The following is a 23133-nucleotide window of genomic DNA, read 5'->3' on the forward strand; positions in this document are numbered from 1 at the left end:
AAAACCCGCCATCGGCGGGTTTTTTGGTTCTAGATGTCGCTTGTTTCAGCTGGAAGGGGACGATGCCAACCGATATGCACGAATCTTGACGGAAAAGTCGCGCAGCGACTGAATGCCGGTAGCCTCAGCTTGGCGGCACCATTCCTCGATGGCGTGGCGCAGATGCTCCTGCGTCGTTGCCGAGCGCTGCCAGATGTCGGCGAGCTTCTCTTTCATCGAGTACACCGTGTTGAGTTGGGTATTTGCTTCCAACACCTTTTTCAGACCGGTGCGGCTCGGTTCGTCGAGCAAGGTGGCTTCGCGGACCAACAACCGTTTGGCGCGTTTCAGCAGCGTGCGCTCGGCGGGGCTGACCTTTTTCAGCTCTTCGCGATGTACGCGGTGCATGACTTCACGGGCAAATTCGGCCATGAGATGGAAGCGCCCGGCAATGACGGCCTTCACAGTCTCGAGGTCGACTTGTGGCTTCACCTGGCCAACGAGTAGCTCCGGCGGAATCTTCTTGACCCGCGCCAGGCCGAAAATTTCCATCGTGCGGATATAAAACCAGCCGATATCGAACTCCCACCACTTGGAGGACAGTTTGGCCGAGCTCGGGAAGGTATGGTGATTGTTGTGTAACTCTTCACCACCAATGATGATGCCCCAGGGCGAGATGTTTGTGCTGGCATCCTGGACCTCGTAATTACGATAACCCCAGTAGTGAGCGATACCGTTAATAACGCCGGCGGCGAAGAACGGGATCCAGATCATCTGCACCGCCCAGATCGTAAGGCCTATTGGCCCAAACAGAATGAGGTCGATAATCACTAAAAGGACAATGCCGCGGGCGCTATGCCGGGTATAGATGTTCCGCTCCACCCAATCATCCGGCGTTCCATGGCCATATTTAGCCATGGTTTCAGCATTCTTCGATTCCTGACGGTAAAGCGCGGTGCCGTCCCACAGAACCTTTTTAATGCCATGCGTCACCGGGCTATGGGGATCTTCCGGGGTTTCGACCTTTGCGTGGTGTTTGCGGTGAATCGCTGCCCATTCCTTCGTCACCATGCCGGTAGTGAGCCAGAGCCAAAAGCGAAAGAAATGGCTGACTATCGGATGCAAATCCAGCGCCCGATGGGCCTGGTGGCGATGAAGAAAGATAGTGACGGCAGAGATGGTGATATGAGTCGAAACGAGAGCAACGACGATATAGCCCCACCACGGCAGATCAATGAGTCCATCTAGCATGAATTTGTGAGCCCTTAGAGGAAGGATGACTGTCTCGGACAGTATAACCTAAACTTCCGTCGCCCTAGCTGCTGAAAATCTTTTAGGCGTCAAACGGCACCTGTTAAACCGCTGTAAGATCAGTATCTTACATTTTTTACCGAGAAATATTATGGCCGCACCGGTTACTCCGCGATTAACTGCCGATATCGTAATTGAGCTTAGTGGTCACCCGAACAGGCCGATTGTCCTTATCGAACGGCGCAATCCGCCTCATGGCTGGGCGTTGCCGGGCGGTTTTGTTGATGTCGGTGAGACAGTCGAGCGCGCGGCGATTCGTGAGGCTCAAGAAGAGACCGGTCTTCAAGTTCGTTTACTTCGATTGCTCGGTTGTTACTCGGATCCAACGCGCGACCCCCGCGGACATACAGTGTCGCTGGTTTATATCGCCGAGGCAGAGGGGGAGCCAGTGGCGGCGGATGATGCGCGCGCGGTTGCCGTATTCGATCCGACGAATTTACCGGCGCCGCTGGCATTCGACCATGCCACCATTCTCACGGATTATTTGGCCTACCGACACGATGGTGTGTTGCCACTGCTACGGGTTTGAATCTTAGGTTACCAACCCTTGAATCGACTGCCGGCGGCCGTCGAGTAAAACATGGTCGCCGGCAATTTTTAGTCGACCTTCGGCGAACCAGCGAATCGCTAGTGGGTAAAGTCGATGCTCTTCCTGCAGTACACGTGCCGCGAGTTCGGCAGCGGTATCGTCGGCCAGTATCGGCACACTCGCCTGCGCAATGATCGGTCCACTGTCTACCTCATGTGTGACGAAGTGCACAGTTGCCCCGTGTTGCTGCATCCCGCTGGTAAGAGCGCGTTGATGCGTGTGTAGGCCGGGAAAGGCGGGCAACAGCGACGGGTGAATATTGATCAGGCGGCCGCTGTAGTGGTCGATGAATTCGGCACCCAAGACCCGCATGAAGCCAGCGAGCACGACCAGGTCGGGTCGATAACTGTCGAGGCGTTCCATGAGCGCGCGGTCGAAGGAGTCGCGATCGGAATAACGGCGGTGGTCGAGTGCTTCGGCGGTAATGCCAACCTGCCGTGCGATGTCGAGGCCGCCGGCGTCGGGACGATTGCTGATGACGGCGCAAAGCTCGATGGGTAGGCCATCGTGCTGGACAGCGTCGACAATGGCACCGAGATTACTGCCGCGCCCAGAGATAAGTACCACCACCCGGCAGCGAGCGGAGGCGGGTGGTGTGCGGGTGCCGACCATGCTGCTATTTGAGAATAACGACCTCAGGCTCGCCGGTACCGGGCTCGATGTGGCCGACACGGAATACCGTTTCGCCGGCATTGGTGAGCACCTTGATGGCGATATCGGCGTGTGCGGCATCGACCACGATCATCATGCCGAGGCCGCAGTTGAACGTGCGGTACATCTCGTTGTCGTCGATGTTGCCGCCTTTTTGCAGCCAATCGAAGATCGCCGGTCGTTGCCAATTACGGGCATCGATAACAGCGCGCGTGTCATTGGGCAACACGCGCGGCAGGTTGCCTGGGATGCCGCCGCCGGTGATGTGGGCGCAAGCGTGTACCGGTACTGCACGGATCAATTCCAGCACTGACTTCACGTAGATGCGTGTCGGCGTCAACAGCGCTTCGCCGAGCGTGCGGCCGTCGAACGGTTGATCGAGCTGCGCATAGCAATGCTCGACCACGCGACGCACCAATGAATAGCCGTTCGAATGTGCGCCGGTCGCGGCCAAACCGATGATGACGTCGCCGGGTTTTACCAGCGAACCGTCGATGATCTTGTCGCGTTCGACCACACCGACACAAAAGCCGGCCAGGTCGTAATCGGCAGCGGTGTACATGCCCGGCATTTCTGCGGTCTCGCCGCCAATCAGTGCGGCACCGGCCTGGCGGCAGCCTTCGCCGATACCGGCGATAACACGGCTGGCGACGCGGTTGTCGAGCTTGCCGGTGGCGAAATAATCGAGGAAGAACAGCGGCTCGCCGCCCTGGACGACGACATCGTTAACACACATGGCGACGAGATCGATGCCGATGGTGTCGTGTTGATTAAGCTCGATCGCCAGTTTCAACTTAGTGCCGACGCCATCGGTGCTCGACACCAGTACCGGCTCGCGGTACGTGCCCGGCGGAATCTGGAATAACGCGCCGAAACCGCCGATGCCCGCTAAAACGCCAGGGCGTTGGGTGCGGGCGGCGATCGGTTTGATAGCGTCGACGAGGGCATCACCGGCATCGATATCGACGCCGGCATCACGATAAGTCAGGGAAGTGCGCGGCTGGTTCACGCGAGCAAGACCGGAATTTGAGAGTGCGTATGGTAGGGCCGAGCGCGGCGCGGCGCAAACTTGACTTGGAGGGGGTAGCGCCTTTAGCGTGCGGTCTCCTCTGGCAGCCGCATAAAACACCGAAAGTCGCAGCATGGGGACTCCCGCATGAACATGTCGCAGTTGCCGAACCTCATCACGCTGTCGCGTATCGCCCTCACGCCGGCATTCGTGCTGCTGCTGAACGACGGAAACTATACCTTCGCCTTGCTGCTATTCACGCTCGCCGGTCTGTCCGATGGGCTCGACGGGTTTATCGCTAAACGTTTCCACTACGCCAGCCGGCTCGGTGCGATCCTGGATCCGGCGGCCGACAAGATCCTGCTGGTCAGCGCCTATGTGATGTTGACCGTGCTCGGACACTTCCCGGTGTGGCTGGTGATCGTCGTCGCCTTCCGCGATTTGCTGATCGTCGGTGGTTATTTGTTGTACACGTCGATGTACGGCCCGGTGCAGATGCGGCCGAGTTGGTTGAGTAAGGTGAATACGTTGTTGCAGATTACGCTGGTGGTTGCCGTGTTGGCCGAACAAGCTGCCGGCAAGAGCTATCCGCAAGCGATGCAATGGTTGGTGATTGCTGTGCTCGTATCGACGGTCGCCAGTGGCGCGCATTATTTGTGGCGCTGGGGTGTGATGAAAGACATCGAGTCAGATCGCAGTCCTGACATGCATGAATAGTCCGCGTGCGGTCGTTGTGCTCGTGTTTGCCATCGTCATCGGGGTATTGCTGTATTTGCTCGCGCCGATCCTGACACCGTTTCTGCTGGCGGCGTTGTTCGCCTACATCGCCAATCCATTGGTGCTTCGTTTAACTCGTCGGCGCATCCCGCGTGGTGTAGCAGTAGCGCTGGTGTTCTTATTGCTCATCGTTGCCGTCGCCGGCTTACTGTTCTTCATCGTGCCGTTGCTGCAGCGACAAGTGACAGCGTTCGCGCAGAAATTGCCGGACCACCTCGATTGGATGCAGGACACGCTGATTCCCCGCATAGAAAGTTTGATCGGCCAACCGATGCCGGTGGACTTCGATGATGTGCGCGATATGGCGGTGTTGCATTGGCAGGAGATCGCCAACTTTCTCAAGCTCGCGCTGAGCAAATTCACGACCTCCGGTCTCCACGTCGTGCTGTGGTTCGTCAATTTGGCATTGGTGCCGATCGTGACGTTCTATTTGCTGCTCGATTGGGAACGGTTGCAGGTACTCGCGCTCGAATTGTTTCCGCCGTCGGCGCGGCCGACGATCGCGCATTTGGCACGCGAGACCGACGAAGTGCTCGGCAGTTTTTTGCGCGGGCAGTTGTTGGTGATGTTAGGTCTCGCCGCCATGTATTCGGTTGGCTTGTTGTTCATCGGTCTCGACTTGGCATTACCGATCGGCATCGTCGCCGGGCTGGTGAGCTTTGTGCCGTATTTGGGCTTCACCGTCGGCATTTTCTCCGCCGGCATCGCCGCTTATATCGAGTTCCAGCAACCGATGGTGTTGCTCTGGGTATTCCTGGTGTTCTTTATCGCGCATCTGGTCGAGGGTTACGTGCTGACGCCGCGCTTCGTCGGTAGTCGCATCGGCCTGCATCCGGTCGCTGTGATCTTTTCCGTGATGGCCTTCGGTCAGTTGTTTGGTTTTCTCGGTGTGTTGTTGGCATTGCCGGCAGCGGCGGCATTGAAGGTGTGGCTCGGCTATTTGCATCGCAGCTATATCGCGCCACCGCCGAAAGCGCCGCGTGCGAGGCGCACCCGCGCCGGCAACGACGCCGAGACGCGCTGACCCGCGACCGTCGTTCCCACGGTTCCGCCATCGCGCGCGCGGTGTTCCGACACCTTCTTGCGAAAGCGCAATCCGCGACTATTTTTTACTTACTTATTCCAATCAGCGCTGCGGGAACCAATGAGACGGGGCAAGGTGAAACGGGCGGCAATCGTTTTGGCCGCGGTCGTCGGTTTCGCCGCCTTCGAGGCGGAGGCCGCCGTGGCCGGTACTTATCGCTGTGCCTCGTACAACGTCTCCGGTGGTGCCGGCTCGTGTCGTAATATGCCGCGGCTTGCGCTGAACGCCGACGGCAGCTATCAATATTCTTCCACCCGCGGTCGCTGGCGCGTTGCCGACGGCAAGCTCGTGCTGTCCGAGTCCAAGTTGTGGGGGCCAGGAAAGATCCTCGGGCATGGCTCGATCCGTTTCGAGTACGACTATCGCGGTTGGCACCACGTGGTCACGTGGCTCTGTCAAGCATGCGGGAGTTGATGCGCCTTCAACCAGGAGGTTTCGTTATGCGTAAGCTATTTGTCAGCGTCATGTGTTTGCTGTCCACGATCGTCACCGGCGCGGTATTCGCCGCCGATACGCTCGCGACCAATGCGCGGCTGTCGCCGAATCAGCAGCTCGTCTCCGGCGACGGCCAGTACCGGGCGATATATCAAGGCGACGGAAATTTCGTCGTCTATGGGCCGAAGCAGGCGCTTTGGGCATCCGGCACCAACGGCAAACGCGGTAACACGCTGGTCATGCAAGGCGACGGCAACCTCGTCATCTATGACGGCAATCGTCCGGTATGGTCATCCGGCAGCAATCGCGGCAAGCCGGCGCGGCTGGTGATGCAAAACGACGGTAATCTCGTCATCTACCAGGAAGGCAACAAACCGATCTGGGCGTCGAACACCGCCGGTGGCAATCCGGTCGCGGCAATGCGCCCCGCGGCCGGTACGGCGCCGTTGAATCTCTCGGGCGCGAAGCTCGGCACGACGTCTGGGCTGGTCGGCAATTCAGGGGCCGGCTTGGTCGGCAATAGCGGTGCGGGGTTGAATAACAGCTCGCCGTGACCGCGCGCGCATAAGCGCCGATGTCGATTTCATGCGGGCCGACTTTTATACTGCAGCTCGGTCTTTCACGCGTGCCCGCGACTTGGTAAACCAGCAGCTATCGCTCAATCTCAGGCTCAACGACCGCGCCTCGTTCGACAACTTCTGCGGCGGTGACAATCGCGAAGTGGTCGAGCGCCTGCGCGCGTTGCTGGCTGATCCGCCGACGGTCAGCGGGCCGCGGTTGTTGTTTCTCTGGGGAGAGAACGCGAGCGGCAAGACGCATTTGTTGCAAGCTGCCTGTCGCGAGGTACAAGCGGCGACGAGAGTGGCGTTGTATCTACCGTTGGCGGTGCCGGGCTTATTGCCGGCGATACTGGAAGAAGCGGAGCACGCGTATCTGGTTTGTCTCGACGATCTGCAACGCGTCAGCGGCGACCGCGCGTGGGAGTTGGCGTTGTTTGCGTTATGCGAGCGCGCCCGCGGCACCGGTGCGCGCATCGTTGCCGCCGCCAGTGCCGGACCGGCGCACCTCGGATTGCAGTTGCCGGATTTGGCAACGCGCCTTGGTTGGGGGCCGGTCTATCAGCTCAAGCCGTTGGACGACGACGCCAAGATCGAGGCGTTCCGCCTGCGCGCGCGTAACCAAGGATTGGAAATGCCAGTGGATGTCGCGCGCTATATCCTTAGCCGCCATCCGCGCGATTTGCCGTCGTTGTTCGCGTTGCTCGATCGTGTCGACCGGGCGGCGCTCGCGAGCCAGCGGCGTGTGACGATTCCCTTTATCCAGCAGCTCGAGCGGCAGCGCGCAGACTGAAGCGGGCGTAGAAGCTGCTGCTGGCGATGAACGCCAGCGCCGCCGCGATTTCGGCGGCGCCGAAGCCGAGCGCCGCTGGACCACCCACTTTTATCCCGCCGTACAGCAGCGCCACTCCGTCGCAGAAATAGAGCAGCACCAGCAGCGCCGCCAACACGTGCGCGTAGGCGCTGGCGCGGGCCAGCCAATAAAGCGGCAACAGCAGCGGCAGCGCCTTCACGCCGACCCAGAACAGCCGTGGCAGCGGCGTCGCCGGCGCCGCCAATAATTCCCAGGCGATGACGATCGCCAGCAATCCGAGATAGCTACTGAACGCCAGCCGCCGATGCAAGGTCATCGGTGTCATTGTGATTTCGCCGTCGCCAGGGCGAGCGCGGTTTGTGCCAGCCGCCGGCCGAGCGCGCGGCACAAGCGGGCCTCGTCATCGGTCAACGGCGCATCGCCGCGGCCGGCGACGTGGCTGGCGCCGTAGGGGGTGCCGCCGCTCTGGGTGCTCATGAGCGACGGCTCGGAGTAGGGTAGGCCGACAATCACCATGCCGTGATGCAACAGTGGCAGCATCATCGACAGCAGCGTCGATTCTTGGCCGCCGTGCATGCTGGTCGACGACGTGAACACCGCCGCCGGTTTGCCAACCAATGTTGCCGATAACCAGATCGGGCTGGTGCTATCGATAAAATGCTTGAGCGGCGCCGCCATGTTGCCGAAGCGGGTTGGGCTGCCGAGGGCGAGGCCGATGCATTCGCGCAGATCGTCGAGCGTGACGTACGGCGGGCCATCGGCCGGAATTGCGTCGGCGGTCGCTTCGCTGACCGGCGACACTTCCGGTACCGTGCGCACGCGCGCCGTCACCGCCTCTTGTTCAATACCGCGGGCGATGTGATTGGCCAGGTCGCGCAAGGCGCCATGGCGGCTGTAGTACAGCACGAGGATGTCCGACACGGGCGCGATCTTACGGGGAATCGGTGGCGAAGGCGACGCGGTCGAAACCGCTGGCCGATTCGAGCACCTGCTTGGCGACGATGCGAGTGAGCAGGGCGCCGTCGTCCAAAAAAATTACGCGGTCGGGACGAAACAAATTCGGCGGGATCACTAGCGTCTCCGGCTCCTTCAGTGCCGGAATTGCCGGCAGCAGCAGTGCCGCCAGGAAATCCGATTCTTCTTTCTCGCCGGCGACGGCTTTGACCAACACCGGCCGTGCGGTCGGCGCTAAGCGTTGCGTGCCCATTTCCACATTCGACGGATTCGGGCTCTTCAACCAGCGTACAACGGCGATGGTCCAGGTTTCGGTTCCGACTAATCGAATAGCGACGACATCGCCGACGCGTACGCGCCGGCGAATGGTACCCACCTTGCTGAGCGACATGCCGCCGGCGCTTTCGTCGTCGACGTCCCAGTTGGAGTATTCATGCACGTTCGCCGTGCCGGCGCCGATTTGTCCACCGAAGGTGCCGACGCTATGGCGTTCCCGTACCGGTCCGACATCGATCGAACTTTGGAGGAGCTTGCGCCCACCATGCAGCCAGAAATTAATCGCATCGACGCCGATAGCGATATCGGCTTTGGCGTCACCGCGTTCGTTGCGGCGAAATGCGCGCTTCGGATTGATGCCCCAGACGTTGATGAGCCGGACTAACATTTCCTGCCCGCCGTCTTTGAAATAATTCGCCGGCAGTCCGGCGACTTCCGGCGTGCGCCCGCTTTGCAACTGCGTGATCTGCGCGTGGATCGAGCGCGCGAGATCGAACGTATTGAGCAGGCGATAACGCGCCGGTTGCTGCAGCACGATGTCGGCGCTGTCGATCATGCCGGCGCGGTCGTCTTCGAGATCGATCAGGAATTGGCAATTCGGTTCCGGTCGTGCCGCCGCTGCTTGCAGCACCGCCAGATCGGCGTAACTGTCGAGATACTGGTCGATCTTGGCGATCATGCGCGACGGTAAGTGATACGGGTCGCCGAGGTCGATCAGCAACGCATGCTTGTAGGCGTCGGCGATCGTGCCTTTACCGCGCGCGCCGTTGAGCGGATCGTCGATTTGCGCGATGGTCAGATGTAATTGCTCGGCGTGACGATAGAGCTGATGAATCTCGCGCCAGACGCCCGGCGGTACCGGCGAGTACGACAGATGCGAGGTCAGCACAACCTCGGTGAGATGACGAATCGCTCGTTGTACCGGCAGCGCTAATTCGACCGCTTCCTTGAAGGTTTTCGGTGTCAACGCGTTGGCATGCGCCAATACGATTTGTTTGTAACCGTGCGCCAGCTCTACCTGAAATTCGCGGTTCTGTTCGGCGATGCTCTTGTGCCGCTCCGACAGCGGCAGCGGCAAGCCGACGTATTGTTTCTGCAATTCCAGCCCGATCTGTTTGATCGGCGCGCGATACAGCTCGAGCAGCTTTAGCCGCAACGCCGGTTCGAGCGTGGTTCGGTTATAAGTATTAAGCGTGGAGTGAAGCTTATGCCCGGTCTCGGTCACGTTCAGTAACGGTAACGTCGCCAGCCATTTTTCGACTTTGGCCGGTCGTTGTTCGACGTCGGTGAGTAGCCGGGTCGAGATGCTCGGAACAGAGAGTTGAAGCGTCATAGATTATGCTGCCCCCGTGTTCGTCTGGCGGCCAAAGCAGCGCCAGCAACTGAATCGCGGCTACTTCGCCACCCCGGCGAGTGCCGCTTGTTCGACCAAGCGTTCGAACTCGGCCGTCGTCATCAGCCCTCTTTCGGCGACGATATCGCGCACCGATCGGCCGGTGCGTGCCGATTCTTTGGCGACTTCGGCCGCGGCGGTATAGCCGATCGATGTGTTCAGCAACGTCGCCAAGCCGACACTGGTGTGAGCATAGTATCGGCAACGTTCGCGGTCGACCTTTAGACCTTTCAGACCTTTCTCGGTGGCGGCGTCGATGGCATGCGTCAGCCAATCGAGCGCGTCGAACAGCGCCGAGCCGAGCGCCGGCATCAGCACGTTAAGCTCGAGCTGACCGGCCTGCGTCATGTACGCGACCGCGGCGTCTTGGCCGAGCACCTGATAACACACCTGGTTCAGCATCTCGAACATGACCGGGTTGACCTTGCCGGGCATGATCGACGAGCCTGGTTGTACCGGCGGCAATTCGATTTCGGCCAGACCGGTGCGCGGGCCGGAGGCGAGCAGCCGCATATCGTTGCTGATACGCGTGAGCTCGAGGGCGAGCAGCCGCACGCCGTTCGATAGCCGCTGCACGTCCATCATCGATTGCATCTGCGCCGTGAGATTCGCCGCCGGTTTGATCGGCTCGTGGGTCAGGCGCGCCAGTTCCTGAGCGGCCCGATCGCTGTAATTCGGCGCTGTATTGAGCCCGGTGCCGACCGCTGAACCGCCGAGACCGATCTCGGCGAGCGTTGGCCGATTAGCGGCCAACTCGCTGGCGCAACGGCGCAAGGTCCACGCGTAAGCACCGAACACGCGCCCGACCGTCGTCGGCACGGCGTCTTGTAAGTGCGTGCGCCCGCTCTTAACAGTCGCCGCCTCGCGCGCGCCCAAGCGTTCGTACTCGGTCGCCATCGCTTCGATTGCCACTAGCAGCCGCGGCAACTTTGCCAGTGCTGCCAACCGGATCGCCGTCGGGATCGTGTCGTTGGTGCTCTGACTCATGTTGACGTGGTCGTTCGGATGCACCGGCTGGTACTGACCGCGCTTGCCGCCGAGCGCAACGTTCGCCAGGTTGGCGATCACTTCGTTGGTGTTCATGTTGTGACTGGTGCCGGCGCCGGCCTGGAACCGATCGACCACGAACTGATCGTGATGTTGTCCGTCGACGATTTGATCGGCGGCCGTGACAATGACGCTGCTTAGGCGCGGCTCCAGCCAGCCGGCCGTCTGATTGGCGACGGCAGCGGCGCGCTTGATGCGCGCATGGGCGATAATGAAATCGCGATCGGCGCAACGGCCGGAGATAGGGAAGTTGGCGACGGCGCGCGCCGTCTGGATGCCGTACCACGCATCGGCTGGAACCGGAAATTCGCCGAGCGTGTCTTTTTCGGTACGCGTCGCTTGGGTCATGGGAAGCTCCAATCGGTTTGGATTATAAGGTCGTGCTCCGTTGACTGCATTGAAACATGTCGGACGTCGTCGCTGGTGGCTGACGATATTGTTACTGATTCCGCTACTGAGCGCCGCCGGGTCGTTGCTGGTATTGCAAGAGCCGAACGGCAAGCGCCGCGATGCCCGCGAATTTATCGGTCACGGACGGTGGACGGTGGTAATGGTGTGGTCGGTGGATTGCCTGGTTTGTCAGCGTGAGATCCATCATATGACGTCTTTTTACGAGGCGCACAAGCATGACGGCCTGCGCGTTCTCGGTCTATCGATCGACGGTCATTGGCAGCGGCAGCGGGTCGAAGATTTTATCGCCGTGCATTCCCTCAACTTTCCTATTCTCATCGGCGATACGCGCGATCCGATGCGATTGAGCGGTCGCCCCTTTATTGCCACGCCGACTTATTATTTCTTCGCGCCGAATGGCGCGTTCAGGGCGATCCGCATAGGGGCGATGGATCAAAAGGGCATCGAGCAGTTGCTCGATGCGTTACGGGGAATTCGGCGATGACGGTGTGTCGACATTACTATGTTTCCGGACGTGTGCAGGGTGTTTATTACCGCGCTAGTGCCTGTGATGAGGCGCGTCGACTCGGGCTCACCGGCTGGGTGCGCAATTTGGACGATGGTCGCGTCGAGGCGCTCGCCTGTGGTGACGCCTCGACGTTGGCCGAATTCGAACGCTGGTTGTGGAAGGGACCGTCGGCGGCGCGGGTGGAACAAGTGGCGATTTCGGAAGCAGCGCCAATATTGTTCGACGATTTTGAAATTCGTTAGCAGGGGTTTCCATACCGCTTAATCGCAGCGTTCCTCTCTCCCCTTGCGGGAGAGAGGACAGGAGAGAGGGGGCCTATTACCACCCCTCTCCCGCAAGGGGAGAGGGAGACGCCAGAATAAATTCCTAGGGCGAATCGTAACTCGCTACTGTCGGTACCAGCGCGTCTTTAACGCACGATTCACCAACGCCGGATAGGTGTAGCGCCCGCGGCTGCCGTTATAACGTGCCAGCGCGTTCGCCAGATTGCCGTTCTCTTTGTTCAAATAATATTTAAGGATGGTGCAGCCATAGCGCAGGTTGGTTTGGGTGCGGAACAGACTGTCGCCCGGTTTACCGATTTCCTTCAGCCAGAATGGCATCACCTGCATCAGCCCACGCGCGCCGACGTTGGAGATGGCGAATGGATTGAAGTTGCTTTCCACCTCGATCACTGCCAGCACCAGCTCTGGGCTCAAACCGGCGCGGGTCGCTTCGTGGTGCACCTGCTTCAAGAAATCGATGCGGTATTGCGTTTGCGGCAGCTTCGGTTCCAAGCGCCGCGACATATCCATGAGCCATACCTCGGCTTCGAACCGATCGGGAAACGACGCCGATTCGTTGACCGCGCGTATCAGCGTCGCCCGCAACTCGGGGTCGACCGCGGCGCGCGGCGGCGCGGCTAACGCGATGTTGCCGATGAAATAGAGGCCAGCGAGGACCGGAAGGCGAAATAGCGACGGCATTCGAAAAATGGACTTTGTTTTAGGAGGAAGCATAGCGCTCACCGCCGCCGGTGCCAGCCTTGGCGGTTTGGAGGGCGGTAGATCGCCGACAAGATGCGCAATTTTTGCGCCAAATTGCTATCCGCCCCATAATTGCGCCCATGGTTACTGTCACTCGTTCTATCGCTTATTCGGCCATCAACACCGCCAGCCCCGACGCCTGGCTCGAGGCGCTGGCAGCCGATCGCAGCCCTACTGAAATCGACCTCATTGCGCGTGCCTGCCGCTTCGCCGAGCGTGCCCATCAGGGCCAGACGCGCGCGACCGGCGAGCCGTACTTTCAACACGCGTTCGCCGTCGCCTGCATCCTCGCCGATCTGCGGCTCGATCACGAGACCATCGCTGCCGCGATTCTACATGACGTCGTCGAGGACACCGACACGACCCTGGCCGACCTATCGCAGCAGTTCGGCCCGCGGGTGGCGGCGTTGGTCGACGGCGTCACCAAGATGGACGTGATCCACGAATACAAAGGCTTGAGCGCGATCGGCCGGCGCGAGCATGCCCAGGCGGAGAGCCTGCGCAAGATGTTGCTGGCGATGGCGGAAGACGTCGGCGTGGTGTTGATCAAGCTGGCCGATCGGCTGCACAACATGCGCACGCTCGGGCCGTTTACCGAAGAGAAGCAAAAGCGCATCGCCCGCGAAACCATGGACATCTTCGCGCCGCTGGCCAATCGCCTCGGCATCTGGCAGCTCAAGTGGGAGCTGGAAGATTTGGCGTTCCGTTATCTCGAACCGATCGCCTACAAGCAGATCGCCGGCCTGTTGGCCGAGAAACGCGTCGATCGCGAGCATTACATCGAACGCTTCGTCGATTGGCTCGGGCAAGAGCTACAGAAGGCCAGCGTCAAAGCCGATATCAACGGCCGGCCCAAACATATCTACGGCATCTGGCGCAAGATGCGGCGCAAGGGTAAAGACTTCGGGCAGATCTCTGACGTGCGCGCGGTGCGCATGTTGGTCGATAATGTGCGCGATTGCTATGCCACGCTCGGCGTCGTGCACATGTTGTGGCAGCACATTCCCGGCGAGTTCGACGACTACATCGCCACGCCGAAAGAGAACAACTATCGTTCGATTCACACCGCGATCATCGGCCCCGAAGGCAAGACCGTCGAAGTGCAGATCCGCACGCACGAAATGCATCAGCAGTCCGAGCTCGGCGTCGCCGCGCACTGGCGCTACAAGGAAGGTGCGCGCTCCGACGAGAGCTTCGACAAGAAGATCGCTTGGCTGCGCACGCTGCTCGAGTGGAAAGACGAAGTCGCCGAGGCGACCGAGTTCGTCGATCAATTCAAATCGGAGGTGTTCAGCGAACGCGTGTACGTGTTTACACCGAAGGGCAAGATCATCGATCTGCCGGCGGGCGCGACGCCGCTCGACTTCGCCTATCACGTGCATACCGATATCGGTCACCGCTGCCGCGGCGCCAAGGTCAACGGCCGCATCGTGCCGCTGACGTATTCGGTTAAGACCGGCGAACGCGTCGAGGTACTGACGGTGAAAGAGGGCGGCCCATCGCGCGATTGGCTCAATCCGCACCTCGGTTATCTGCATTCGTCGCGTGCGCGCTCGAAGGTGCAGCACTGGTTTCGGTTACAAAACTACGACGTCAGCGTTACCGACGGCCGCGCACTGCTCGAGCGCGAGTTCCACCGTTTAGGCATTGCCGACGTCAACTACGAACGTCTGACGAACCACTTCGGCTTTCCCAAGGTCGACGATTTTCTCGCCGCCATCGGTCGTGGCGATGTAAAGCCGTCGCAGATCATGACGGCGGTGCAAGAGCTCATCGAGCCGCGGCCGAAGGAGACCAAGCCGGCGTCGATTCCATCGTCGCCGACACGCACCAATGCGCCAACCGGTTTGACGATCCAAGGGATCGGTAATCTGTTGACGCGCATGGGCCGTTGTTGCAATCCGGTGCCGGGCGATCCGATTTTGGGATTCATTACTCGCGGTCGCGGTATCACGGTGCATCGCCGCGATTGCCAGAATACGTTGCGTCACCGTGACGAGCACGACGAACGCCTGATCGAAGTGAGCTGGGGTGCGCAGGCCGGCCGCACGTTTCCGGTCGACATCGAAATCATCGCCTACGAGCGTTCCGGCCTACTGCGCGACATCACCGCGCTGTTGGCCAACGAGCCTATCAATGTGATTGCCGTGAACACGTTGACCGACAAGGCGCAGCACGTCGCGCACATGACCTTTACGTTGGAAGTTCCTGATATCGACGCGCTTGCGCGGGTGCTGGCGTTGCTCGATCGAATCCCGAACGTGATGGAAGTTCGGCGGAAAGTGCAATAAACGGCAGTCGTGGTTAAGATGAGGCGCTCGCCTTTTTCAGCGTCGGTCTGATGGCTCGCGGTCGTCGCAATCGTGCATAATTTTTTACGACGATGTCGCCAATGACGGCGATCATGACGACGGTACCGCCGATGACCGTATTGGTCGACGGTATTTCGAGAAACACCAGCCATACCCAGAACGGCGACAACGGCGTATCGAGCGCGCCGATCAAGGCGGTTTGCGCGGCGGGAATCAGGCGCGAGCCGATGATGAAGAACGTGAGGCCGATGGTCATCTGCACGAAGCCGAACAGCACCAAATAAATCATGTCGACCGGCGCGGCCGCGAGCGGCGTCGCCAGCGGCAGCGTGATGATTGCGACGACGAGATTCGATAAGCATGCCGTCGGCAGCATGGCGATGGTTCGATAACGTCGGACCATGACCGTGATCGCGGCTGTTGCCAATGTCATGATCAGCGCCAATAAATTACCGAGCATATTTCCATTCAGACCGGCGCTGTTGAGCATGACGGCGACGCCGGCGAACGCTAAGACGCTCGCCATCCATGTGCTGAGCGATGTCCGCTCGCGTAACCAGAGCCAGGCGAGCAGCGCTGTCAAGAACGGCAACGTGGCATAAATGACGGCGACATCGGCGACCGTCGTCAGCTTGAGCGACGAGATAAAGGCAGTCATTCCCAAGGCCGACAACAGTGTGACGATCCAGCCCGGCCAACCGATGGAGCGGATCGCGGCCCAGGTGCCGCGACGATAGTGCCAGACGATATAGCCGGCGACGAACAGCCCGCCAAACACGCCGCGCCAAAACAATGTGGTCCAGGCATCGAGCGGAATCAGGCGCGTGAATAAACCGGCGGTGCTCCAGGCGACCGCGGAAATGGTGACGAGCAACAATCCCATGCGGTGACTGGCGTGCGCATCCGAATGCGCGCCGTTGTTGTTTTTAGTCATTACCAAAACCTCGTCTGAAAAATAATAACTAGATCAGCGGCCTTGCCGAACGTGGCGGTCGGCCGATCGTGTCAACGTCGGTGTCACGGCGTCGGTGGGTTGCATCAGCGTTTCAAAAACCACACCGATGGATTCTTCGAGCAGGGCGGCAAAGTGCGCGGTGTCGTCGCGATAGCCGGTAATAGCCACCAGCGTATGACCGCGTTGCGGTATGTAGCCGATGCCAAAACCGTCGGCTCGTACCGGTGCGAATGCCAGCAGCTCTAAATTGGGAATATCGCCGTTGGTTTGCGGATGGACGCGCACGGACGAGCTGCACAGTACCGTCGGCCCGAGCACTGCCTGGTAGGTGGCATCGGCAAATAGCGCCGGCATCCGACCTAGTTGTTGGGCGACACGTTGGAGCGCGAACAAGTGCCGGTTAATTCCTTCGCCTTTGCGCGAGTGCGCGGCGCGCGTGGTCATTTCTTCCATCGCTCGATAAGCGAGGCCGCTGAGCTCCGAGGTTGCGGCGCCGGCTAACAATCGCCGGCAAAACGCCAGCGAGCTTGGTGTGACCGGATGAACCGCCTCGGTTCGTCCGTCGACGAATCGGCGCATATGGACTGGCTTATATACGCTGGTGATCGTCCCCGTCAGTTTTAGATAGCTGAGCTGAATGGCCAACTGAATCGCATGATCCAGTGTGGAAAGATCGGCCGGCGATTGCCACTTCACGACGACGGTGCGTAGACCACGACAGCATGTTGCACGCGCCGTTTGCGCGCGGCGCAGGTCGATCGCGCAGGCCTCGCGGTCCCAAGCGAGTGGTGCTATCGGCATAAGCCTTGGCAGCGGTGACGGCGTGAGCAAATCCATATACGGCAGCCGATCGCAGATTTTTTGCGCGAGCAACGCGCAGGCATGTCCATCGACGGCGCTGTGCTCCATGTTGATGCCGAAAAATGGTTGCTCGAACACGACGAGCTGAAGCACCTTGTCGTACCAACGGTTCGATGCGTGCTCGTGCAAGATCCGATTCGCCAATATCGCCGGGTTGGCGGATGTATCCGGTTCCAAGCAAAGAACGAAGGCGGCGGTGTCGATGGTTCGGAGCGTATCTCTCGTCGATGGCGCGCGCCGCAGGCGGCGGCGTAGCGTGGCCCATTCGGTGCGTGGCAACGTTGTCAGAATTCCGAGGCCTAACTCGGTCGACGGCGTGCGCAAAATTTCTGCGATCGCTGTTTCGATTTCACCGACGCTATGTCTACCGTTATCGGGCGCGGCAATTTTAAAAAGATTTCCGCCATGGGCGACGACAAAATGTTTATTGCCGCTGGTTCGGACGATACGATCGCGGCGTTCCCCCGGAAGACGAATGGATCCGAACATAAACTCGTACTGCGCGTCGCACAGCGGGTTGCCACGCTCGGAATCGCTGCCGAAGGACTTGCTCTGTATTTGCCGTGCCAGCTCCAGCGCGCTTGCGGCGATGACGGCGGCGCGCCGCGAAAAGCGGCGTGTGCTGATCGCAGTGGGCAGCCGGCATAGCAATGCCGGGTTGTGATAGGGCGAAAGCGGTTCGCGCGCCTGCAAATACATATCCCGCCAAAATTTAGCGACGTAGTTGTCGGTGGTGTCGCTCGTTGGCTGAGCGAGTTGTTGCTGCAGCAGCGGACCGTCGTGCGCGAGAAAATCTTGAACCAGTCGCTCGGTTTGCAGAAAGGCGTTTTCGGAGACTAGCGGACGCACGATCTCGAGATAGCGGCGACAGGTTTGTTCGAGCGACGGTGGTTGCAGTTTTTTTAGTGCGCTGGAATTGCGAATCATTGACTGGCCTCCATGCCAGATCGTCGATGGTTTTTGTGAGGAGTTGTTGTTGTCTGCTTCTTCATGAAGCATGACAGGACTACATGGCGGCCTAATTACAGCGGCGCGAATTATAGGCAATGGGACCGATGATTGAAGCGCTCTGGCGGATTCTTCGGTCAAACGCTATCGACCAACCGACGAACGTTCGCAAGCGATCAACGTCATTGCGGCAGTAGCGGGCGGCCGCCGCGGTTTCGCCGATACGCTACGGCAACTCTCGTCCGTATCGGCAATTCGGCGCGTCGGCTGTCCTGGGTGTTATCGTTTGATCAGCGTTTTCAGCTCGTCGATGGCGCGTTCCGCCGGTAATTCGCGGGCCGCCGCATCGCGTCGGTGCTTGTATTCAATGGTGCCTTTATCCAATCCTTTTTCGCCGATCACCAGGCGATGCGGAATTCCGATCAGGTCGATGTCGGCGAACATCACGCCCGGACGTTCGTTGCGATCGTCGAGCAGGACGTCGTAGCCGGCAACGGTGAGCTCGTTGTAGAGCTGATCGACCGCTGCTTTCACGCGTTCGGATTTCTGATAACCGATCGGCACCAGGGCAACGTGGAATGGCGCGATCGTGTCCGGCCAGACGATGCCTTTGTCGTCGTTGTTCTGTTCGATAGCGGCGGCGACGACGCGCGATACGCCGATGCCGTAACAGCCCATGGCCATCACTGTCGCTTGACCACTTTCGTCGAGCACGGTCGCATTCAGCGTCTCGCTGTATTGCTTGTCGAGCTGAAAGATATGGCCGACCTCGATGCCGCGGCGGATCGACAGCTGGCCTTCGCAGCCGCCGTTGTTCGACGTCGGGCAGGGATCGCCGGCGACTACGTTGCGCAGATCGGCGATGACGGGCTCGGGCAGGTCGCGACCCCAATTCACATTGATCGAGTGCTTGTCGTTGACGTTGGCACCGCAGACGAAATCGGCGAGACGCGCCGCGCTCTCGTCGACGATCACCGGAATTGTCAGGCCGACCGGACCGATCGAACCCGGGTCGCAACCGGTGGCGGCTTGCACCTCACCGGGCGTGACGAATTCGATCGGCTTCGCCACTTGCGGCAGCTTGGCCGCTTTGATCGGGTTGAGCTCGTGATCGCCGCGCAGAATCAGCGCGACCACGCCGCCGGTACCGCGTACCAATAGCGTCTTCACCGTTTGGCTCGGTTTCATTTTTAAGAAACGGCTGAGCGCATCGATCGTGTGACAACCGGGGGTATCGACCGTCGTCAGCGCTCCGTTCGGCGCGGCGCGCTTACCGAGCGGCGGTAACGCTTGTGCGAGCTCGATGTTGGCGGCGTAGTGGCAGCGGTCGCACAACGCGATAGCGTCTTCGCCGGAGTCGGCGAGCACATGAAATTCGTGCGAGGCGCGGCCACCGATCGAGCCGGTGTCGGCTTCGACTGGGCGGAACTGTAAGCCTAGACGGGTGAAGGTACGCGTGTAGGTCTGGTACATCAGCTCGTAGGTTTCGCGTAGCGACGTCATGTCGATATGAAACGAGTACGCATCCTTCATCAGAAATTCGCGCGCGCGCATGACGCCGAAACGCGGCCGGATTTCGTCGCGGAATTTCATTTGGATCTGGTAGAAGTTCGCCGGTAATTGGCGATAGCTGCGCAACTCGTTGCGCGCGAGATCGGTGATAACTTCTTCATGCGTCGGGCCGAAGCAAAAATCGCGATGATGACGATCTTGCAGCCGCAATAGCTCGGGACCGTACTTCTCCCAGCGACCGGATTCCTGCCACAGCTCGGCCGGCTGCACCGCCGGCATCAGCACTTCCTGCGCGCCGGCACGGTTCATTTCTTCGCGCACGATGTTCTCGACTTTATGCAGCACCCGCAGGCCCAGCGGCAGCCAGGTGTACAACCCGGCGGCGAGCTTGCGGATCATGCCGGCGCGCAGCATCAGTTTATGCGAGATGACTTCAGCGTCGGCTGGTGTTTCTTTGACGGTGGCGAGGAGTAATTTTGACGTACGCATGGGATTTCCAGGTGAAAAAGCCCGTGCAGTATAAGCGAGGCGGGCGTCCCATTAAACGACGCTTCACATGATCGCTGGCCAGAGCTGAGCGGCGCCGCGAACGCCGGCGGAATCGCCGTGCACGTTGCGCAGAATGGGGGTGCGTAGCTCGTCGTTGAAGACGTGCGCGGCAACGGCGGCTTTACCGTCGACATACAGTCGGTCGATGTGGGACATACCGCCGCCGAGTACGATGGCGTCTGGATCGAGAATGTTGATCACGCCGGCGAGCGCACGGCCGAAGTGGGCGACAAAGCGCTGCATCGTTGCCTCGGCGAGCGCATCGCCGCTGGCGGCACGGTCGACGATCATCGGCACCGTGAGTCCGGCATCACCGCCGTGCGCCAGGTAATCGCGCGCCAGCCCCGGTCCTGACAGCAATGTTTCCACGCAGCCGCGTCGGCCGCAATAACACGGCGGACCGTTCGGCTCGAGCGGGTTGTGGCCCCATTCGCCGGCGATATGTTGATGGCCCGCGAGCAGTTGGCCGTTGACGACGATACCGCCGCCGACGCCGGTACCCATGATGACGCCGAACACGACTGCCTGGCCGCGGCCGGCGCCGTCTTGCGCCTCCGCTAAGGCGAAGCAGTTGGCGTCGTTAGCGATACGGATCGGACGTGCCAGCAAACGTTCGAGGTCCGCATGTATCGGTTGGTCGTTCAAGCAAACGGTATTGGAATTTTTGAGACGACCGGTGCGTGTCGACATCGCGCCGGGTGTGCCGATGCCGACGCTACAACTCGTTTTGACCTCGGTCTCGAGCCGCATTACCAGCGCGGCGATGTTGGCGAGAATGGCGTCGTAACCTTCAACCGCGGGTGTCGATCGACGTTCGCGCTGCAGTATTCGGCCGGTGGGGTCCATGACGACGCCTTCGGTTTTAGTGCCGCCGAGGTCGATGCCAAGCCTTAGCATGAATTTTTACCAACTCCCCCGCTCTCGCGATAGCGGGAGCGGGTAAGGGGAGAGGGTGATGAGCGGAGTCGCCAGCGTTGCTTGTTCAACGCAACCCCCGTATCCACCGCTCGTAAAACCGATCGGCCACCCGGTTCAATTTCGCCGCACGTCTTACTAAGTTGGAATGAATACGTCTGGTGCTGTGAACCGTGGCCGACGTTTTAGCAATTTCCGCTGCGCCGGTACGCGTCCAGGAACGTACGAGTGCCGGCGTCATTTCGATGTGGCATTGGAAGCCGAGGTGCTTGCCGATGACGAATGCTTGCTGCTGGCAGGCGCGGCTTCGCAGAATCGGTGTTGCGCCTGTCGGGATCTCGAAAGTTTCGCCGTGCCAGTGAAACACCTCAAAGCGCGGCGGCAGACCGTTGAGCCAAGCGTTGGCTGTCGGCGAGTCGACGCGGTCGACCGGTAACCAGCCGATCTCTGGCACGCGGTTGCGCACAACCTTTGCGCCGAGTGCCTTCGCCAACAATTGACCGCCGAGGCAATGGCCGAGCACGGGTACATCGGCGGCGATGGCGTGTTGAATCAAACGAATCGATTTAGCAATCCACGGTAGCGGATCGTTCACGCTCATCGACCCGCCCATAAAAGCGAGGCCGGAAATCCCGGCTAGACTTTCAGGTACGGGGTCGTTGCGATCCACCCGCACGAGCCGATAAGGAATGCGTCGGCTGTCCAAGAACTCGGCAAAGTAGCCGGGACCTTCATGCGCGGCGTGGCGGAAAATTACGATCGGATGCATGCCGGAATTTTAACTCATGAAGCGTGTCGTTGTGTTGGTATGGCTGTGTTTGGCCGCCGCCTCTGCGGCAGCGGTTGAATCCGTGTCATTACATGCATTGTTCAAGGATAAGGCGATATTCGTCATCGACGGTGCGCGCCGTATGTTGACGCGTGGCGGTGACGCCAGCCCGGAAGGGGTGCGTTTGTTATCGACCGATACCGCTGCCGAGCAGGCGGAGATTGACATCAACGGTCGCCATGAAGTGGTGAAGCTCGGTATGGTGATGGGCGGGTTCAGCCCGACAACGGCGGCGAGTGTGACGTTGTGGGCCGAGCCGAGCGGTCATTTTTATGCCGACGGTATGATTAACGGCCGTCCAGTCAAAATGATGGTCGATACCGGTGCGACCTCAATCGCGATGAGCGGCACCGACGCGAAGCGCTTGGGAATCGATTACCAACGGTTCGGCAGCGGCGGTTACGCCAATACTGCCGGCGGGGTCGTTAAAACGTATCGCTTAACACTGGAGTCGGTACAGGTGGGTCCGATTACCCTCTACAACGTCGATGCCGGCGTCGTCGAGGGCAATTTTCCGCGGGAGATACTGCTCGGGATGTCGTTTCTGAGCCGCCTTAGCATGAAGCGCGACGGCAACCAGATGGAACTGACGCAACGCTGACGGTTACGGCTTCTTCTCCGTGCTCTTGTCGCGGTGAATCATGGCGTAGGCCGAGTGGTTATGGATCGATTCGAAATTTTCCGACTCGACCCGGTAAGCTTCAATACGCTCGTCGGCGTTCAACATCGCCGCGACGTCGCGCACCATGTCCTCAACGAACTTCGGATTGTCGTAGGCGCGTTCGGTGACGTACTTTTCGTCCGGGCGCTTCAGTAGACCGTAAAGCTCGCAGCTCGCCTGCTTTTCGACCAGCTCGATAATTTCTTCGATCCAGACGAACGCCGGCGCCCGCACGGTAACGGTGACGTGCGAGCGCTGGTTGTGCGCACCGCGATCGGAAATTTCTTTCGAGCATGGGCACAGGCTTGTGACCGGCACGACCACTTTGGTGGTTGTGCAATGCTTGCCGTCGCGGATCTCACCGAGGAACGTGACCTGATAGTCCATCAGGCTCTTCACGCCGGAAATCGGCGCCGCCTTGTTGATGAAGTAGGGGAACGTCATCTCGATATGGCCGACCTGGGTATCGAGCCGTTCGGTCATTTCGCGCAGCATGTCCTTGAACGACGCCACGGAGATTTCCATGTCGTGGTTGTTCAGGATCTCGACAAAGCGCGACATGTGCGTGCCCTTGAAGTTATGGGGCAGCTCGACGTACATGTTGAAGGTGGCGATGGTGTGCTGCTCGCCCTGGCTCTTGTCCTTGACCCGCACCGGGTGACGGATGTCCTTAATGCCGACCTGATCGATTTGCAGCCGGCGCGTGTCCGGGCTGTTCTGTACGTCGGCAATGGAAACCGGTTGGGTTTGGCTTTTGAGCTTCATAGGGGA

Annotated in this window: 24 protein-coding genes; 10 read left to right on the plus strand and 14 right to left on the minus strand. The window is 60.0% G+C overall.

Features of this window, described 5'->3' with window-relative positions:
• Window positions 1-45: 45 nt before the first annotated feature.
• Window positions 46-1230 carry a transposase gene (locus tag HY308_05760; GenBank protein MBI3897790.1) on the minus strand — a complete coding sequence of 395 codons (1185 nt, stop codon included), beginning with the start codon at window positions 1228-1230 and terminating at the stop codon, window positions 46-48.
• 151 nt (window positions 1231-1381) lie between these two features.
• On the opposite strand from HY308_05760, the gene HY308_05765 reads away from it, so the two are divergent.
• Window positions 1382-1819, plus strand: a complete 438-nt coding sequence (locus HY308_05765; GenBank protein ID MBI3897791.1) for an NUDIX hydrolase — start codon at window positions 1382-1384, stop codon at window positions 1817-1819.
• Window positions 1820-1822: 3 nt separating this feature from the next.
• Here HY308_05765 and HY308_05770 read toward each other — a convergent pair whose 3' ends face one another.
• Both HY308_05770 and purM read right to left on the minus strand, forming a co-directional pair.
• Window positions 1823-2491 carry a phosphoribosylglycinamide formyltransferase gene (locus tag HY308_05770; protein ID MBI3897792.1) on the minus strand — a complete coding sequence of 223 codons (669 nt, stop codon included), beginning with the start codon at window positions 2489-2491 and terminating at the stop codon, window positions 1823-1825.
• 4 nt (window positions 2492-2495) lie between these two features.
• A complete protein-coding gene (gene purM, locus HY308_05775; GenBank protein ID MBI3897793.1) occupies window positions 2496-3674 on the minus strand; it encodes a phosphoribosylformylglycinamidine cyclo-ligase in 1179 nt (392 codons plus the stop codon).
• A gap of 12 nt (window positions 3675-3686) precedes the next feature.
• On the opposite strand from purM, the gene HY308_05780 reads away from it, so the two are divergent.
• The 5 genes from HY308_05780 to hda all read left to right on the plus strand — a co-directional run bounded on the left by HY308_05780 (window position 3687) and on the right by hda (window position 7185).
• Window positions 3687-4256, plus strand: coding sequence for a CDP-alcohol phosphatidyltransferase family protein (locus HY308_05780; GenBank protein MBI3897794.1), 570 nt, complete (start codon window positions 3687-3689; stop codon window positions 4254-4256).
• Window positions 4249-5340 carry an AI-2E family transporter gene (locus HY308_05785; GenBank protein MBI3897795.1) on the plus strand — a complete coding sequence of 364 codons (1092 nt, stop codon included), beginning with the start codon at window positions 4249-4251 and terminating at the stop codon, window positions 5338-5340. The genes HY308_05780 and HY308_05785 overlap by 8 nt, the downstream gene beginning before the upstream one ends.
• Window positions 5341-5475: 135 nt before the next feature.
• The gene (locus HY308_05790; protein ID MBI3897796.1) at window positions 5476-5814 is read left to right on the plus strand and encodes a hypothetical protein; all 339 of its coding nucleotides are present in this window, start codon (window positions 5476-5478) and stop codon (window positions 5812-5814) included.
• 26 nt (window positions 5815-5840) lie between these two features.
• Complete coding sequence (locus HY308_05795) at window positions 5841-6389, plus strand: hypothetical protein (protein MBI3897797.1); 549 nt, start codon at window positions 5841-5843, stop codon at window positions 6387-6389.
• A gap of 31 nt (window positions 6390-6420) precedes the next feature.
• Window positions 6421-7185, plus strand: coding sequence for a DnaA regulatory inactivator Hda (gene hda / locus HY308_05800; protein MBI3897798.1), 765 nt, complete (start codon window positions 6421-6423; stop codon window positions 7183-7185).
• Here hda and HY308_05805 read toward each other — a convergent pair.
• Genes HY308_05805 through HY308_05820 form a run of 4 tightly spaced genes read right to left on the minus strand, consistent with a single transcriptional unit; the run spans window position 7151 to window position 11224 of the window.
• Window positions 7151-7531: a DUF2069 domain-containing protein gene (locus tag HY308_05805; GenBank protein MBI3897799.1), complete on the minus strand. Its 381-nt coding sequence runs from the start codon at window positions 7529-7531 to the stop codon at window positions 7151-7153. The genes hda and HY308_05805 overlap by 35 nt on opposite strands.
• Window positions 7528-8127 carry an NAD(P)H:quinone oxidoreductase gene (gene wrbA / locus HY308_05810; protein MBI3897800.1) on the minus strand — a complete coding sequence of 200 codons (600 nt, stop codon included), beginning with the start codon at window positions 8125-8127 and terminating at the stop codon, window positions 7528-7530. Before wrbA ends, HY308_05805 begins: the two co-directional genes overlap by 4 nt.
• A 10-nt stretch (window positions 8128-8137) precedes the next feature.
• Window positions 8138-9769 carry a hypothetical protein gene (locus HY308_05815; protein MBI3897801.1) on the minus strand — a complete coding sequence of 544 codons (1632 nt, stop codon included), beginning with the start codon at window positions 9767-9769 and terminating at the stop codon, window positions 8138-8140.
• Between the two features lie 60 nt (window positions 9770-9829).
• A complete protein-coding gene (locus HY308_05820) occupies window positions 9830-11224 on the minus strand; it encodes an aspartate ammonia-lyase (protein MBI3897802.1) in 1395 nt (464 codons plus the stop codon).
• Between the two features lie 40 nt (window positions 11225-11264).
• Here HY308_05820 and HY308_05825 point away from each other — a divergent pair, with 40 nt between their 5' ends.
• The gene (locus HY308_05825) at window positions 11265-11771 is read left to right on the plus strand and encodes a TlpA family protein disulfide reductase (protein MBI3897803.1); all 507 of its coding nucleotides are present in this window, start codon (window positions 11265-11267) and stop codon (window positions 11769-11771) included.
• The gene (locus HY308_05830) at window positions 11768-12037 is read left to right on the plus strand and encodes an acylphosphatase (protein MBI3897804.1); all 270 of its coding nucleotides are present in this window, start codon (window positions 11768-11770) and stop codon (window positions 12035-12037) included. The genes HY308_05825 and HY308_05830 overlap by 4 nt, the downstream gene beginning before the upstream one ends.
• Before the next feature lie 144 nt (window positions 12038-12181).
• Here the strand turns inward: HY308_05830 and HY308_05835 are convergent, their stop codons facing one another.
• On the minus strand, window positions 12182-12760 hold the full coding sequence (locus tag HY308_05835; GenBank protein ID MBI3897805.1) for a lytic transglycosylase domain-containing protein: 579 nt from the start codon (window positions 12758-12760) through the stop codon (window positions 12182-12184).
• 140 nt (window positions 12761-12900) lie between these two features.
• Between HY308_05835 and relA the strand changes: the two genes are divergently transcribed.
• Entirely contained in the window at window positions 12901-15111 is a 2211-nt protein-coding gene (gene relA / locus HY308_05840; GenBank protein MBI3897806.1) for a GTP diphosphokinase, read from the plus strand.
• A 13-nt stretch (window positions 15112-15124) separates the two neighbouring features.
• Here relA and HY308_05845 read toward each other — a convergent pair whose 3' ends face one another.
• The 5 genes from HY308_05845 to HY308_05865 all read right to left on the minus strand — a co-directional run bounded on the left by HY308_05845 (window position 15125) and on the right by HY308_05865 (window position 21641).
• Window positions 15125-16066, minus strand: a complete 942-nt coding sequence (locus HY308_05845) for a DMT family transporter (protein MBI3897807.1) — start codon at window positions 16064-16066, stop codon at window positions 15125-15127.
• A 33-nt stretch (window positions 16067-16099) separates the two neighbouring features.
• Entirely contained in the window at window positions 16100-17875 is a 1776-nt protein-coding gene (locus tag HY308_05850) for a choline/carnitine O-acyltransferase (GenBank protein ID MBI3897808.1), read from the minus strand.
• Window positions 17876-18175: 300 nt separating this feature from the next.
• A complete protein-coding gene (locus tag HY308_05855; GenBank protein ID MBI3897809.1) occupies window positions 18176-19897 on the minus strand; it encodes a proline--tRNA ligase in 1722 nt (573 codons plus the stop codon).
• 63 nt (window positions 19898-19960) lie between these two features.
• Window positions 19961-20854 carry an ROK family protein gene (locus HY308_05860; protein MBI3897810.1) on the minus strand — a complete coding sequence of 298 codons (894 nt, stop codon included), beginning with the start codon at window positions 20852-20854 and terminating at the stop codon, window positions 19961-19963.
• Window positions 20855-20939: 85 nt separating this feature from the next.
• On the minus strand, window positions 20940-21641 hold the full coding sequence (locus tag HY308_05865) for a type 1 glutamine amidotransferase (protein MBI3897811.1): 702 nt from the start codon (window positions 21639-21641) through the stop codon (window positions 20940-20942).
• A gap of 16 nt (window positions 21642-21657) precedes the next feature.
• On the opposite strand from HY308_05865, the gene HY308_05870 reads away from it, so the two are divergent.
• The gene (locus HY308_05870; GenBank protein MBI3897812.1) at window positions 21658-22302 is read left to right on the plus strand and encodes a TIGR02281 family clan AA aspartic protease; all 645 of its coding nucleotides are present in this window, start codon (window positions 21658-21660) and stop codon (window positions 22300-22302) included.
• 3 nt (window positions 22303-22305) lie between these two features.
• Here the strand turns inward: HY308_05870 and HY308_05875 are convergent, their stop codons facing one another.
• Window positions 22306-23127, minus strand: coding sequence for a GTP cyclohydrolase I FolE2 (locus HY308_05875; GenBank protein ID MBI3897813.1), 822 nt, complete (start codon window positions 23125-23127; stop codon window positions 22306-22308).
• Between the last annotated feature and the right edge of the window lie 6 nt (window positions 23128-23133).

This window comes from Gammaproteobacteria bacterium (assembly GCA_016199745.1).
GTDB lineage: Bacteria > Pseudomonadota > Gammaproteobacteria > Acidiferrobacterales > Sulfurifustaceae > JACQFZ01.